The 14,809-nt window shown below is 62.2% G+C and carries 11 protein-coding genes; 3 read left to right on the forward strand and 8 right to left on the reverse strand.

Going from position 1 to position 14,809, the window contains the following annotated elements:
• Positions 1-3 precede the first annotated feature (3 nt).
• On the reverse strand, positions 4-1,353 hold the full coding sequence (locus ACN9MO_RS25130; RefSeq protein ID WP_057251304.1) for an adenylate/guanylate cyclase domain-containing protein: 1,350 nt from the start codon (positions 1,351-1,353) through the stop codon (positions 4-6).
• A 374-nt stretch (positions 1,354-1,727) separates the two neighbouring features.
• Between ACN9MO_RS25130 and ACN9MO_RS25135 the strand changes: the two genes are divergently transcribed.
• A complete protein-coding gene (locus ACN9MO_RS25135) occupies positions 1,728-3,065 on the forward strand; it encodes a nucleotide sugar dehydrogenase (RefSeq protein ID WP_162733746.1) in 1,338 nt (445 codons plus the stop codon).
• Positions 3,066-3,113: 48 nt separating this feature from the next.
• On the opposite strand, the gene ACN9MO_RS25140 is transcribed toward ACN9MO_RS25135, so the two are convergent.
• Positions 3,114-4,283, reverse strand: a complete 1,170-nt coding sequence (locus tag ACN9MO_RS25140) for a DUF3095 domain-containing protein (RefSeq protein WP_113133805.1) — start codon at positions 4,281-4,283, stop codon at positions 3,114-3,116.
• A gap of 277 nt (positions 4,284-4,560) precedes the next feature.
• Between ACN9MO_RS25140 and ACN9MO_RS25145 the strand changes: the two genes are divergently transcribed.
• Entirely contained in the window at positions 4,561-5,391 is an 831-nt protein-coding gene (locus ACN9MO_RS25145) for an MBL fold metallo-hydrolase (protein ID WP_057251307.1), read from the forward strand.
• Here the strand turns inward: ACN9MO_RS25145 and ACN9MO_RS25150 are convergent.
• The 6 genes from ACN9MO_RS25150 to ACN9MO_RS25175 form a co-directional block, all read right to left on the reverse strand.
• Positions 5,378-6,148, reverse strand: coding sequence for a polysaccharide deacetylase family protein (locus tag ACN9MO_RS25150; protein WP_113133806.1), 771 nt, complete (start codon positions 6,146-6,148; stop codon positions 5,378-5,380). The two genes, ACN9MO_RS25145 and ACN9MO_RS25150, sit on opposite strands and share 14 nt — an antisense overlap.
• Positions 6,145-7,242 (reverse strand): glycosyltransferase family 4 protein, encoded by a 1,098-nt coding sequence (locus ACN9MO_RS25155; RefSeq protein ID WP_057251309.1) that lies wholly within the window; start codon positions 7,240-7,242, stop codon positions 6,145-6,147. The genes ACN9MO_RS25150 and ACN9MO_RS25155 overlap by 4 nt, the downstream gene beginning before the upstream one ends.
• Before the next feature lie 69 nt (positions 7,243-7,311).
• Complete coding sequence (locus ACN9MO_RS25160; protein ID WP_425987139.1) at positions 7,312-7,596, reverse strand: hypothetical protein; 285 nt, start codon at positions 7,594-7,596, stop codon at positions 7,312-7,314.
• A gap of 42 nt (positions 7,597-7,638) precedes the next feature.
• Entirely contained in the window at positions 7,639-9,090 is a 1,452-nt protein-coding gene (locus ACN9MO_RS25165) for a lytic transglycosylase F (protein WP_113133807.1), read from the reverse strand.
• A gap of 41 nt (positions 9,091-9,131) precedes the next feature.
• On the reverse strand, positions 9,132-11,249 hold the full coding sequence (locus ACN9MO_RS25170; RefSeq protein WP_113133808.1) for a mechanosensitive ion channel domain-containing protein: 2,118 nt from the start codon (positions 11,247-11,249) through the stop codon (positions 9,132-9,134).
• 111 nt (positions 11,250-11,360) lie between these two features.
• Positions 11,361-13,883, reverse strand: a complete 2,523-nt coding sequence (locus tag ACN9MO_RS25175; protein ID WP_425987140.1) for an SH3 domain-containing protein — start codon at positions 13,881-13,883, stop codon at positions 11,361-11,363.
• A 471-nt stretch (positions 13,884-14,354) separates the two neighbouring features.
• Between ACN9MO_RS25175 and ACN9MO_RS25180 the strand changes: the two genes are divergently transcribed.
• Positions 14,355-14,801, forward strand: a complete 447-nt coding sequence (locus tag ACN9MO_RS25180) for a helix-turn-helix domain-containing protein (RefSeq protein WP_057251312.1) — start codon at positions 14,355-14,357, stop codon at positions 14,799-14,801.
• Positions 14,802-14,809 lie beyond the last annotated feature (8 nt).

Below are 14,809 nucleotides of genomic sequence, written 5' to 3' on the forward strand. Positions count from 1 at the left end.
CCCCTATTGAAGCATCTTGTCGATAAGGCCGCGCGGCGGCTGAAGCGGACGAGTATTGCGGTGAAGCAGCATGACATGTTCCGCCTCGGAAAGTCCATCCTGCAACACATCGTCGAAGCGCTCATCTGCTCTGGCAAGCAACGCTGCATCGTTGGGGTAGAGAATCGTGAATTTCTGCCGCACTCCGCGCAGTTTTTCCTGGCCGAGCGCCGTCCAATCTCCGCCGCAGTAATTGACGAAGGCCTCGCTGGCGACGACGCTATGCGCATATTTCTTGGTGAGGTTCTGCAACCGCTGCACTTCGTTAACGGCCGAGCCGAAGGCGGAGAAGGTCAGCCGGTCGCGCAGCCCGACATTGCCGAACATCACGTTGCCGACATGCAGCCCGATGCCGTAGCCGATGGGATCGCGGGATTGCTTGCGCCGTTCGCCGTTCAGCATCTCCATCCGCGCCGTTGCTGCGCGCACGGCGGCAAAGGCCTCGCGGGCGGCAAATTCGGACGGTTCCTTATGGCGCCCACACGGATAGACGGCGATGAACCCGTCGCCGACGAAGCTCAGGATATGGCCGCCATTGCGATTGAAGGGCGCGGCGATCGCGTCGAAATAGGTGTTCAACGTCTCGATATAGGACTGCCGCCCCTCCTTCTCCGCCAGCATCGTCGAGCGACGCATGTCGGCCATGACCAGGATCGCGCGCACGGTTTCGCCGTCGCCGCGGCGGACCTGGCCGCTCATCACGCGCCGGCCGGCACTGGAGCCGAGATAGGTGGTCAGCATATTGTCGGCGAGCTTTCCGAGCACCGCCATCTTCGCGGCGACCGCCAGGTGGTGTTGAAGCTTGAGCAACGCCCCGATCACATCATCGGTGAAGCCGCCATGGCGGTCCGTCGTCCAGGATCCGACCATGCCATGCCCCGAATCGGCGCCGAGCGATTGCATGAAGGCCAGATAGTCCGTGGCGCCCATCTCCTTGAGATCGTCGAAGATCGGGAACTCGGACGGCGTATCCTGGTAAAGACGCCGCCGGACATGCTCGAGATTGTTGTTGAGCAGATAGTAGTAGGGGCTCTGCAGGAAACGCTCGGGATTGAGCGCCAGCTCTTCGTGCCGAAGGCCGCTTACCTCGACGCCCTTGCCGCGGATCCAGGTAAAACCAAGCGCATCATAAAGCGGATGCAACATCGAAAAGGAGAGATGGACGCGCATCAGCGGCAGGCCGGCGGCAGCGAGCCGCTCGCAAAAGCCTTTGACGATCGTTTCCAGCGGCGCGTCGCTGAGCGACGTCCGCATAAGCCAGTCGGCAACCTTGTCGATGAGGATTTCGGATACGTTGTCGTTCGTCGGGGCCATTTCGCGTCCTCACCATGACAGACCGTCCCGCGTCAGCATCCGGAGACGACGAACGCCCCGGCAAGTTGCCGGTCCATGTTCGCGGTGGATGATGATGAGCCGTGCCCGTTAAGAAAATGCTCCAACCGATTCCGGCGTCGATGACGTGCAGGCACCCGGAATGCGGCACTTATATGGTGCAGATATTGATGCCACCCGGCGATTTCCAGAGGCCGGGCAAAGTTTTTCTCGCATGATGTTTTGATAGAGAGCTCAAAGGCCTGTCCTTCGGCGTGACGCAGTGCCTCGCTTGACTTGGAGCTTGTTTCTCTCCAACAAACCACGACATGTTCGCGCGGCGCCACCCGTCTGCCCACGAGATCCGGAAAGCAAACTTGACCTCACCTCATTTCGAAAGCCTGCTCTCGTCCATCTCCGCCTCGAACGCCAAGGTCGGCGTCATCGGTCTCGGCTATGTCGGCCTGCCGCTCGCCATCGCCGCTGCTCGCGCGGGTTTTGCCGTCATTGGATTCGACATCGACCCCACCAAGATCGTCGCGCTCGACGCGGGCAAGTCCTACATCGCCGCCGTATCGGACGCCGCGCTCGCGAAACAGAGCGGTGCCGGCCGCTTCCGCTCGACGACGGACTTTCAAAAGCTGGCGGACTGCGACGTCATCATCATCTGCGTGCCGACGCCGCTTACCAAGCACCGCGACCCGGATCTTTCCTTCGTCGAAAAGACGTCACGCGCGATCGCGGCGACCCTCAGGCCTGCACAACTCGTCGTCCTGGAATCGACCACCTATCCCGGGACGACCGACGGCGTCGTGCGCACCATCCTCGAGGAAACCGGGCTCAAATCCGGCAGCGACTTCTTCGTCGGCTTTTCGCCGGAACGTGAGGATCCCGGCAATCCGACCTACGAAACGGTCAGCATTCCAAAGGTCGTCGCCGGCGATGGACCGCAGGCTTCGGCCTTGATGGAACGGTTCTATGCAGCCGTGGTGAAAACCGTCGTGCCGGTCTCCTCCAACGCCACGGCGGAGGCCGTGAAGCTCACCGAGAACATCTTCCGCTCGGTCAACATCGCCCTCGTTAACGAATTGAAGATCGTCTACGAGGCCATGGGCATCGACGTCTGGGAAGTGATCGAAGCGGCGAAGACCAAGCCGTTCGGCTACATGCCGTTCTACCCCGGACCGGGGCTTGGCGGCCACTGCATCCCGATCGACCCCTTCTACCTCACCTGGAAGTCGCGGGAATACGAGCTGCCGACGCGCTTCATCGAGCTTGCCGGCGAGATCAACTCGGCCATGCCGCGCCATGTGGTCAGCCGCCTCGCCGAGGCACTCGACCGCAAGGCTGGCAAGGCGCTCAGCCGTTCCAACGTCCTCGTCGTCGGCCTCGCCTACAAGAAGAATGTTCCGGATATTCGCGAAAGCCCGTCGCTGCGCCTGATCGAGTTGATCGAAGAGCGCGGCGGACGCACTTCCTATCACGACCCCTACGTCGCCGAGATCCCACCGACACGCGAACACGGTGCTTTGAAGGGCCGGCGATCGGTCACGCTCGACGCACAAACAGTCGCGACATTCGATGCCGTGCTGATTGCCACCGATCACGACCAGGTGGATTACGCGGCCCTTGCCGCTTCCGCCTCGCTCGTCGTCGATACGCGCAACGTGTTTCACCGCAACGGACTGACCGGCGAGCATATCGTCAAGGCTTAGTCCGCCCGGCCCACCACGGCTGAAACAGGCGGCACTTGCGGCGTCTTGCTAGGCGGTGCTTACGCGCGCCAGCGCGGCCTTGAGCTTGCTTGCCGCCACCGCGTAGCCGCCCGACGCGCCGTCGACGAAATGCATGTGATCCCGTGTCATCGGCGTCGGCACGATGCATGTCATCAGCGCCGAATCCTGTTGATGCAGGCCATAGTGCACGACATCTATGGCCTCTGCCTGCCTTAGCCTCGTCTCGATCCGTTCGAGCCGTTCAGTGCTGATGTCGATCGTCATTTTCAGCCCGTCGTCGAACTTGCGGAAATCCGTGTTGTCGGCGAGGTCGCGGCGGTAGCGGTTCGTGTCGAACGAGCCCAGATTCCAGCCCAGCCGGAGGCAAACAAACAGAACCAGCGTCTGCACGGTGATGAAGCAACGGGGAAGAAAGCGCCGTCCTTTCGGCGCCACGGCCCGCGTCTCGGCTTCAATGCCCTTGAAGGAGAACCGTGGCCTCGGCCCAAGTTCGGGAACAGGATGGCCATTGCGTTCTTCCTCGTCGGCCAATGCGACGATATCGGCGATCAACGCCTGAAACTCCGGCCCATTGCCCTTCGGCCCCGGCACGGCGATGATCGAGGCAATGGCGCCGTGGCGGGACTCGATCGGGTTCCAGCGACAGGAAAGCCCGGTGAGGTCGGGCCGGCTGCCAGCCGCCGCGGCGCCGACGGGATAGCGTCCCGCCTTCATCTCCGCTTCGGCCCAACTGGCGCCGCCGCCCGCAAACATCGCGTAGGAAACCTCTTCGCTCGCCTTGAAGCGGGCGACGCGCATATCGAGGCCGTTGGAGCGGATATCGCTGACCGGCACCAGGGCGGCGCGCAATTCGAGCCCGAGTTCCTCAGCGACCCAGGTCTTCACGGCGGCGAGTGCGTCGCGTGCGCGGTCCGTCATCGGCGCCGGCAGCGCGGCGAGCGCGCCGTCTCCCCCGAAAACAAAGGGCATCGACTTTTCTTCGAGCGCGTTCATCAACGCCGAAATGACGCTGGCGCCTGCCATGTTCACAGTTTTGTAGCGGCCTTCGGCGATCGCGCCGGTGGAGTTGACGATGTCGGCAACGGCGAGAAGCCAGCCGTCCGGCAGCGGACGATAATTCGCCTCGTCCGCGACCCCTTCGAACGCATCGAAGAGAGGTACGCTGTCATAGAACCGCCCGTCTGCTGCCTCAACCATGCGTGACCTGTTCCCTACGTTACTGCGTTCGATAAATAATCCACGTAACAGCGCAAGGAAAAGTTTCATGTGCTGTTGCGAAGGCCTCGCCATCGATCCGGCGCCCCCCGCTGAAATGCGGTTTCGTCGGACGATTTCCAACCGGGCGCTCTTGGCGACGCTAAGGTTACTTTCCAAATAATAACCCATGGCATTGCAGGGGTGTGGCCATTGTGCTTGTTTAACAGTCACACAAGGATCAAAATGGTCCGAGCGTGCGTAGTGAAGCCGAAACTGAATGCGTGACGACAACTTTCGAGTGCGGTTCTGGGGCGTAAGAGGAAGTTTGCCGGTATCCGGCCAACAATACGTCGCCTATGGGGGAAATACATCCTGCATCGAGATTCGATGCGGCAAGGATGTATTGCTCTTCGATGCGGGGTCGGGGTTGCGCGAGGCCGGTTACTCGCTGATCGCCGAAGGCATCGACCAATTCGACCTTTTCTTCACCCACAGCCACTATGACCACATCATCGGCCTTCCCTATTTCAAGCCGATCTACAAGTGTCAGAACTCGGTACGCTTCTGGTCCGGCCATCTGCACGGCACGATGACCACGAAGGAAATGATCCGCGACTTTATGCGCCCACCGTGGTTCCCAGTGGACCCGGATATCTGTCAGGCAAGCCTCGACGGCCTGGATTTCAAACCCGGTGACGTGCTGACGCCACGGGCGGGAATCACGGTCCGCACGGCAAGCCTCAGGCATCCGGGCGGCTGTGTCGGGTACCGCGTCGAATGGAACGGGCGCGCCGTCGCACTCGTCTACGACACCGAGCACGAGCCCGGCATTCTCGATCCCGCGGTTCTCGATCTGATCGCCGGCTGTGATCTGATGGTCTACGACTGCACCTATCTCGAAAGCGAGATGGATCATTTTCAGGGCTTTGGGCACTCGACCGGCATGCATGGCGCCCGGCTGGCGATGGCCGCCGGTGTCAAGCATCTCGCCATGTTCCATCACGATCCGTCCCGCACCGACGAGGCGCTGGCCGCGATGGAACGCGACGTTCAGGCGACGTTCGCCGGCGCCTTTGCCGCCCGCGACGGACAGATCATCGAGCTGTAATCTCGCGGCCGGCAAGCCAACGGCAGGCCGGATGTCCGCTGGTCGCCGCAAAGAGCTTTTCGAGGAATGTCCAGACGCCCTCGTCGTGAACGAAGTGATGCGTCAGCACGCCGATCGTGCGGCCCTTCTGCTCCGCTCTCTCCTCGACGTCGCCGGTCACCTGCCGAAGCCTCGCAATGATGTCGGAGACGATCAGTGCATGGTCGCGGCAACCGCGCGTCCCGCGCCAATCCATGACATCGACATGCGTGTTGACGAGCTTGAACGGCGATGGTTTCTCCGGCCCGAAGACCGAGAGCACCTTGAAACCGATGTCGGGCAAGCCGTCGAGAAGCGTGTTGTCGATCCGGTTCCACGGGGGAACGAGCATCGGCACGAAGCCGCCCGGGAAGAGCGTCCGCAAGCGGTCATAGCCGAGTTCGAGTTCGTGGAGCACCGTGGCGCGCGGCCGGTGCGCGCCAAGCTCCTGCTTCTTTTCCGAAGGCGGCGCATGATTGCGATGCGCCCACCCGTGCACGGCAATGCTGACATCTGCGAGCCCGCCAAGGCGGCGCGCGAGCGCCTCGCCGGTCTGGGCTGGCGGAACGGCCAAAACGACCGGAAGAGCGTGTCGGTCGACCAGCGACAGCAGCCGATCGAGCGCCCGCGTCGGCTCGGCTGCGTCGTCGTCACGCAGCCAGAAATCCACCGGCCGTCCCGACGCTTCAATGCGATCGAGCTCCGCAGCAAGGCGCTGCCAATGGATTTCCTCTGTCATTTCGGCGTCTCCAGAAATTCATCGAAAATCGAGCGAAGCCGTAGGGCGGCTGCCGGAAACGAGCGCTCCTCATGAACGAACCGTCGGGCGGCTGCGCCCAATCGCCTGCGGCCGGCCGGATCCTCGATCAGGTCGCGCACCGCCGCCGCATAGGCGCCGATATCCCCGTCCGGCGTCAGCAGCCCAGTCTCGCCGTCTCTCACCACTTCCGGCACGCCGGCCGTTCGTTGCGCAACGACCGGCAGGCCCACAGCCTGCGCTTCGAGATAGGCAAGCCCGTAGGCCTCGCCGCAGCCGGGCCACACGTAGAGATCAGTGCTGGCAAGAATATCCGGCAGGTCGGCTGCATCCTTTTCGCCAAGCCACATCAATCGCTCGGGAGGCAAAGTCGCAAAGGCCCCGATGACCTCGTCGCGGCAAGGTCCGTCGCCGACGATCGTCAAGGTCCAGGCGGCGTCGGCAACACGCGTCAGCGCCTGCGCCAGCATGCGGTAGCTATTCATCTTGTCGCCGCTGCGCATCATCGCGACCACGACCAGCCGGCAGGGGGCATCGGCTGATGGCTTGCTCTCAATGAACGGCGCAGCGTCGATGAACGGCGCAAGCATCGCGTGGCGGCATGAGGGAGCGGCTTCAAGAAGGCCGTCGCGGTCGCGGCGCGTCAGGCAGATGTTGACGGCCGCCTGCGAAATCCCCGCAAGAACATGGCGTTGGGCAATCGCGCGGACACCTTCATTCCGCCGCATCGAGTATGACGCTTCCGCCGTCGCATAGGGAATGGAGAACTCGCCCGCGAGCCCGGGGCCGAGAAGGTCGGGCGCCTTGTAATAGGGATGGTAGCAGAACCAGAGATCGGGAACGCCCTCGCTCTGCCAGAGTGTCCGAAGGCGCGCGGTTTCGGTTTCCGCCGCAAGCTCAAGTTCGCGGAAATCCTGATCCGATGGCTTGGCCATGAAACTGCGCAGATCCGATGCAATCGCAACCTCGTGCCCACCGATCCGCAGTGCCGCGATCAGCATGCGGGCCATCAGCCGGTCGCCTGACGGCACCGGGTGATCGGGCGATTTCAGCGGTGCATAAAAGGCGATCTTCATCCGCAGCGAGCTATCGTGCCTCCGCCCGAGACTGTCAACCAATGGGTTTCCGTACGCACAACCGGCTCGTCAATCGATCGGCAGATCATAGTAATCGCGTCGGATAAGTCTAAGCGTGCGATCCGGTTCAATGACGTAGGTCTCCTGAACGAAACTGTTGCCGCTCGTGAAGCGGTGCGGGACGATGCTGCCCACCGGCGCCTTCGTCAGCTTCGTGCGGGGCTGTCCACCATAGGTGATGCTGCCCGGGATCGGCTCGATATCTGGCGTGGTACAGCCGGCGAGCATCAGAGCGAAAAGGCAAAGAAAGGCTGCCGACCGCCTCACAGGCGAGTTGCATTTCATCACGACCATTTCGAGACCTCCACATCTCGCGAGAACACGTGCGCCGCACGCCTATGGCGCGGTGGCCGCCGACCTGTTTTCGACTTTCGCCGCCGCCGCGTCAGCGTCATGGGCGTCCAGCAGGCTGTAGGCCACATAGTACTTATAGATGTTGCTGACATATTGAACCGTCTCGCGCCCTACGATCGCGGCGGCGGCATTTTCGACATTGCCGAACCAGAGGTTCGGATCGAGCCCCATATCCTTGGCCTTTGCCCGGAACTTGCGCAGGTTCCCAGGCCCGGCATTGTAGGCCGCGAAGGCAAACAGCAACTGATCTCGCGGGGTCACGGCCGGGTCGTTGATATAGGTATCGACGAGGAAGCGCAGATGCTTGGATCCAGCTTCGACATTCAGAGTCTCGTCCTTGTCGATGCCGTGGATGTTGACCGCCTTGTCCGCTGCGGTCGACGGCAGGAGCTGCATGATGCCGACAGCACCGCGATGGCTGCGCCTGGACTGATCAAGCTGTGATTCCTGGTATCCTTGCGCCATCAGCATCAGGTGGTCGAAGGAATAGGTCTTTCCGTGATTGCGGAAGATCTCGACCAGCACTTTGAAGCGTTCGACATCCGCCGGATCATAGGCGCGCTTCAGCATCTTGTCGCCCTTGTAGTAGGTGTTCTTCAAGATGTTGCCGAAGGTGGTGCCGACCTTGTGAGACTTGACGAAGTCGTCGAGGACGGCCTTGAGCTTCGGGCTGTCCTTGCGGATCGCCCAGGCGATTTCGCCATGATCGGACACAGCAATGTCCTCCCGCACCTTGAGGTCGGTGAAGACCTTCGACCAAATGTTCGCCTTGTACATATCGACGACCGTCCACGGCAGCAGGCCGGCATTGATCATCTCCAGGACGTCTTCGTCCTCCAGGTTCTCATCCATGTCCTTCAAGACAACAGGCGGGCGGCCGGACTTCTCGAAACCGGCACTGAGGGCCGCAAGGTGCTCGTAGTAGCTGCTCGAGCGGCGCACATCGATTTCCTGTCCGCTCAGGTCATCAAGACTGGCGATTGCGGGCGCGGATGGGCCGGTGACGAGAACCTCCCTGGCTTCGTCGTAGAGCGGCGCCGTGAAATCCATCTCGGCAAGCCGTGTTTCGGTGATCGTCAGGTTCGCCATGACGATATCGCCGAGACCTTCTTCCAGCGCCGACAGAAGTCTCGCCCGCGGCATCGGTACGAAACCGACGCGAATCTTGTCGATCTGCTTCTTGCGGTCCTTGTTGAGCTCGTTTTCGAGCGCCGTCCCAAATTCAACAGCCGTGCCCAATTGCTGGCCGCGGTCGATAAAATAGATCGTCTTGCTGAACGGTACGATGATGCGGATCACACGTCGCTTTTCCATCCCGTCGAAATCGTCCTTGTGCGGAACGAACATCGACCGAATGAATTGCTCGTTCGATTGCGCCAAGGCACTGCCGCCCGCGAAGAACACGAGAAGCAACCCGAACAGAACGCGTTTCATGGTCGGCCTCCCCAGCCCCTGGAAAACCTGTTGGCGAAATCCTATTCCTGCGGCGGGCCACCTTCGCCGAGCGCTGCTGCGGCATTCTTCTTGGCTATGGCATCACGGGTCGCGGCAGCGGCCGCCGCAGCTTGCTGCTGCTCGTCGCCCGCCACCTGCACCGTCGGCGAAGCGAAATTGATGCCGTTTTCCTTGAAGGCTTCCTTGATCATGACCTGGGCCCGACGTCTGACCTGGGTCTGATTTCCCGGCTTCGTCTTCATGGCGAAGCTGAGCGTCATCCCATAATCGCCAAACTGTTCGACGCCTTTCATCTTGACCGTTTCCAGGATCAACGGCCCCAGTTCGGGATCCTCGAGCAGCTTGGCCCCGATACCTTTCACCACCTTCTTTACCTTCGCCACATCGGTATCGAACGAAACGTTGATCATGAATTTGTCGATCACCCAGTCGCGGCTCATGTTCTGGACCGCACCCAGCGAGCCGAACGGCACGGTAAAGACCGGGCCCCGATGGTGCCGGAGCTTGACCGAGCGAATGCTGAAGGATTCCACCGTGCCCTTGTAGCTGCCGCTCTGGATATATTCGCCCACCCGGAATGCGTCATCCGTCATGTAGAAGATGCCGCTGATGACGTCCTTGACCAGCGACTGCGATCCGAAGCCGAGTGCGACACCGAACACGCCGGCGCCGGCGATCAGCGGACCGATTTCGACGCCGAGGCCGGAGAGAACCATCAGTACCGCCACGACGGCGATGAAAATCGCGAGGAAGTTGCGCAGGATCGGCAACAGGGTCAGCATGCGCGTGTTGCGAGCCAACTCCGCCGGATCGTTGGCCGCCGCATGCGCCTGCGTCAGGCGCAGGCTGATGAAACCCTTCACCAGTTGCCAGACGAGATCCGCCGCCAGCAGAATGACGACGCCGGCGAGCGCCCCGCGGAAAATCCGATTGAAAACATCATCATGCATCATCGCCGTCGCGTTGACCTTGAACACGACTCCCAACCAGGCGGCCGCGAGGGCGATGATCAGCAGACGGGCGCCCCGCTCGATCAGGACGTTGCGCATCACCCTGAGATCATCGGCGGCGTCGGCGTCCAGCATCGTCTTCGTGAAGGCGCTGGTGAAGCGCAGCAGTGGCGGCAGGCCAATCACATAGAGACCGATCCAGAACAGGACCTCCATGCCCGCGACCCAGAGCAGCCACAGCACGATGAGGAAAGCGACCAGCAGCACATTGCTAACCACGCGGCGCGAGCCGGAAACCGCGCCAATAGGTCGCCGCAAAGCCGTTGCGATCGCCAGGACCAGGACTCCGAGCCCGAGGATCGCCGTAACCAGTTCGCGCACATCCGCGGATATGGCAAGCGCCAACATCGCATCACCGACGCCCCAGACGAGCGCGGCGGCACTGATCAGCCAGAGAGAATGACGATACCAGAAGCCCGCCTCGTCTGCGGTCAGAGACAGATAGCCGCCACGGGCGTCGGCGCTCTCCTCGCCTTCGCGACCACCTTTCAGGACGGCGGATGCGATGATCATCAGCAGGCGAGCGCCGATCCAGGCTCCAAGCAGCGGCGCGATCGTCGCCTCAAGCAGCTTTGGCCATTCTGCGAAGGCAAGCACTGACATGCTGGCGGCAGCAAAGACGACGAGCGGCAGAACGCGTGCCAACATGGTCCGCGCCGGTCCTGCCAACGCGGCCCCTTGCAGGCTACGCCGCAACAGCCAGCGCAGCAGATATTCGGCACCGTAGCCGATCAGGAGAATGAAGAAGAAGCCCTTGAGAACGGGCGCCCTGCCGTGGCTCTCCATCACGCCGGCCAGCCGATCCCGCCCCGCCTGCATTTCCGGTAGAACGCGCGGCACGGCATCGCGAATGCCGGTCAGCCGCCGCCTGATCTCGGCGGTCCAGCGCGCGACGACGCCCGCAGCCGGCGCTTGGGCAGCCGGTGCCGGAGCCGGCTTCGCCGAAAGCCACTGCTTCACTTCGGGATCGTCGAGTAACTGGATCAGTTGCTGGACCTTGGCGGGCGGCGCGGCGGGCGCCGCCTCCTGCGCCAAGCCCTTGGAAACTGGACCGAAGATAATTGAAAGAAACGCGAGAAGGCCGAAGACCGGCCCCAGAAAACGACGCGACGACCCGACACAGCCCATTCTTACCACCCCCAGGGATCATGCCGGCCCCGACCGGCACGATTCTCAACTTTTACAAATGCTAACATACCTGTAGGCGGTTCTACCAACGCCCTTTCGCCGCGCCGCGGATCAACGACGACGGAAGCCGCCGCCCCCATGGAAGCCTCCCGCACCGTGGAAGCCACCGCCTCCCTGAAAGCCGCCGCCACCAAAGCCACCCGGGCGATCAAAACCACCGCCTCCACTGCTCGGGAAGTTCAGCGGCCGCTGATCGAAGGACTGACGCTCGAAGGAACGCTGGTTGCCGAGCTGTCGGCCGATATTGTCGATGGCCAGGTGATCGGGCGCGCGGTCCAGCGTTCGTGCTCCCTGACCGGATTCGATCCGCTGGTTCAGGTTCTGGACAGCGTCCGGATGCTTGGCGGAAAACTGTTCGCCCGCCTTGGCCCTGTCCTGGATGGAAGGCTTGTCGACCGGCTGCCAGCCGTCAGGCGTGTGCTTCTGCCATTGCCCGTCGTCGCGGCGATAGACGTTTCCGTCGCGCCCGGCGTAGACGTCGCCACCCTTGCCACCGGCGACGAATCCATGGTTGCCTTCTGACGTGCGCCAACGGGCACCCGCGCCGGCCGCAGTCGAACCGCCGGAAATGCGCGCAAAGTCGGAACCGTGCTTGACGGATGCCGTTCCCCAGCTCCCGTAGACATTGTGTCCGCCACGCGCAATCGCCGCGTTGCCGGTGCGCGGATTGTAGGCGGCGACGAAGCCCCGGTCACCGTTCGGCCCGTAGCCGACAGCGCCTCGCATATAGGTACCGGTGCGCGGATTGTAGGCCGCACCGGCGGCGATGCCGCGATAGGGGCCATAGGCATAGCCGTAGCGGCCGAACGTTCCGACAGCCGGGTTGTAGAACGCCCCGACGCCATAGGTCACGGGACGCGGATAATAGGGCCAGTAGCCGCCGCCAGTCCAGCCATAGTCCCAATAATCGTCATAGTACCAGCCGGTGCCGTAGACGAAGGTATCCCAGGCGAGATAGGCACCGAGATAGCCCATCGTGTAGCCGAACCAGACCGCGTCGGGCTCGGTCTCGTAGATCCGTACATAGGTGGCGTTGTAGACGGGCGAGGATGGCGGGATCTTGTAGATCTCGTCGGGCACCGCCTTGGCGACGCTGAAGGGTCCGGTCGGCGTATCGCCGACGAACCAGATGCCGTCCTTCACGACAAAATACTTGTCACCGACCTTGATGACGGTCTCGTTGGTGTTGACGGCGTAGGTCAGCGAGGTGCCGTCGATCTTCTCGAATTTCGGATCGCCACTATAGGTCACGTCCACCTTCACCGACCCGTCGAGCGCCACACGCGCCTTTTCGGGGATGCTTGCCTTCAGCCGCGCTTCGGCGTTTTCGGACGTGCCTGGAACGGACGAGCGCACCGTGTAATAGGCGGCGTCCTGCGGGATGTTCTGGAAATCTTCGGGAAGCTTGGGCGTCGCGAAGGTCCACGGACCATTGAGGGACGAGCTCGCAAACCAGCGACCGGAGACGAGGATGTACCAGTTGGAATCCGCATCGCGATAGAAGACGTCGCTCTCGCTGTTGGTCGCAACCTTGAGCCCGGTGCCCGGCACCTGCTCCAGCTTCGGCTCGCCGTCGAACACGAGCAACTCGGAGGGCTTGTCCGAATAGATGACGTCAGGCACCACGGCTTTGTCCGCTTGCGGCGGGATAGCCGCCTTGGCATCCTTCCAGTTGTCGTCGTCCGGAAGCTTGCCGAAAATGTCCGGCAGGGACGCTGCAGGCTGCCACCCCGAGGCCAGGTCCTTCGATTGCAGCCACGCCTTGTCGTTGCGCAGATAATAGGCGCTGTCCGCATCGACCTTGAACAGGTCCCAATTGGTGTTGACCGCGAAGGACAGGCCTTCGACACCCTTGACCGGCGCGAACACCGCCTTGCCGTCGGTCTGCAGCAGCACCGCCGGCGCCTTGCTGACGAAGATCGGCGGCGGGTCGGCCTTCAGCCCCTCGACATTGCCGAGCCGCTCGTAGTCCGCCAGGCTCGCCGTCAATTTGTCTTCCGAAACCGTGATGGTTCCGACCGGCATCAGCTTGCCGACCTCGAGGGCGAGATCCGCCAGTTCCTTCCGGTCGAGGACGGAAAAATTGATCTCCGTCATCTTGATGTCCGATACGACGACCTGGCCGGATGCGCTGTCGGCGTCGGTCATGCCGGTCACCCCGATGACGCCATAGATCGGCTTGGCATCGTCGGACTGCTTGTATTCGGCGGCGATCAACGCATCGAGATCGGTGAAGTCCTTCCAAGCGTTGATCTGAGGCTGGTAGAGCGTAATGGTCGCGCCGCTGTCGGTCTTGAAGGCGCGTGGCCAGCCGAGCCCCTTGGGATCGGCATCGTTCAGATACTTGCCGCTGACGAAGCCGTTCTGGCCATTGAAGCTCACCGCGCACCATGTGCCGCCATCGTCGCATTCCTTGACGTCGACTTCCGCGCCTTCCGCAATCGTGCCGAGGCTGTCGAAGGCGGTGCCCGGCCCTTCCCGGAAATTGACGGACGCGTTTGTCGTAGCCGGACCGGCCTCGGCCGGAACGGAGGCAATCGCGAAAAGGGTCAAGGCCAGGGTCAATCTGCGCATCACGGTTCTCCGGCGTCTAGCAGCAATCCGAACCGGCACCGTGCTGTCGCCGCCTGTGCCACGTTGTTGGCAGGTGAGGAGCGGACATCGGACCGGTATGATCGCAGCATCTTCGGCATCGGGGGCAGCACAAGTACGTAACAGTAACGGCGACCGTAACAGGCCGTTGAAAAGGGACGATGAGGCCCGGGCATGAGTCTCCCTTCGGGCCGCCGAACGCAGATTGACGCAGGATCGATTCGCGCGGGGCGCCTTGCATTTTGGCGCGGTCGAGACAACGTGACGCACGCGACCCGCCACAATTCGCGCGCTTGCGCCCCGGTGACGGCAGCATCGCCCGGCCCATCCCCTGGAAAACCGGGACGGCGCCGCAAATCTCCGCGTTTTAGCCCGTGGTGATTGCATCAGGGGATTTATTCAAGCAAACTCATATGTATGATTTGACCATTCCTACGTGCGGAGGAAATACAAGTGAACACAAAAGCCCCCAGCCAGATTGATGTCTTTGTCGGTTCCCGCGTCAGGATGCGTCGGTTGATGGCCGGGTTGAGCCAGGAAAAGCTGGCCGACGGTCTCGGGATCACATTCCAGCAGGTTCAAAAGTACGAAAAAGGCACCAACCGCATCGGCGCCAGCCGCCTCCAGGCGATCGCCGATATCCTCGGCGTGCATCCAAGCTTCTTCTTCCAGGAAGGCGACGACGCCGCTGCCCGCAACGGCGACACGACGCGCGAGCCGAGCGAAATCTCCTCTTTCGTTTCGTCGAAGGAAGGCATCGCTCTCAACCGCGCCTTCCTGAAGATCACCGATCCGGTGCTGCGCAAGAAGATCATCTCGCTCGTCGCCGCCGTCGCCCAGACGCCCGAGACGGAGAGCACCCGTACAGGAACCAGCCACGCCCAGGATCTGCACGGATAATCGTGTGC

It is taken from the genome of Ensifer sp. R-19, assembly GCF_049905105.1.
Classification (GTDB): Bacteria; Pseudomonadota; Alphaproteobacteria; order Rhizobiales; family Rhizobiaceae; genus Ensifer.

Excerpts from the sequence above, each read along its gene's own strand:
- ACN9MO_RS25150 (WP_113133806.1), bottom strand. The coding sequence starts at position 6,148 with ATGACAGAGGAAATCCATTGGCAGCGCCTTGCTGCGGAGCTCGATCGC.
- ACN9MO_RS25165 (WP_113133807.1), bottom strand. The coding sequence starts at position 9,090 with ATGAAACGCGTTCTGTTCGGGTTGCTTCTCGTGTTCTTCGCGGGCGGC.
- ACN9MO_RS25170 (WP_113133808.1), bottom strand. The coding sequence starts at position 11,249 with ATGGGCTGTGTCGGGTCGTCGCGTCGTTTTCTGGGGCCGGTCTTCGGC.
- ACN9MO_RS25145 (WP_057251307.1), top strand. The coding sequence starts at position 4,561 with ATGCGTGACGACAACTTTCGAGTGCGGTTCTGGGGCGTAAGAGGAAGT.
- ACN9MO_RS25175 (WP_425987140.1), bottom strand. The coding sequence starts at position 13,883 with ATGCGCAGATTGACCCTGGCCTTGACCCTTTTCGCGATTGCCTCCGTT.
- ACN9MO_RS25130 (WP_057251304.1), bottom strand. The coding sequence starts at position 1,353 with ATGGCCCCGACGAACGACAACGTATCCGAAATCCTCATCGACAAGGTT.
- ACN9MO_RS25140 (WP_113133805.1), bottom strand. The coding sequence starts at position 4,283 with ATGGTTGAGGCAGCAGACGGGCGGTTCTATGACAGCGTACCTCTCTTC.
- ACN9MO_RS25155 (WP_057251309.1), bottom strand. The coding sequence starts at position 7,242 with ATGAAGATCGCCTTTTATGCACCGCTGAAATCGCCCGATCACCCGGTG.
- ACN9MO_RS25160 (WP_425987139.1), bottom strand. The coding sequence starts at position 7,596 with ATGGTCGTGATGAAATGCAACTCGCCTGTGAGGCGGTCGGCAGCCTTT.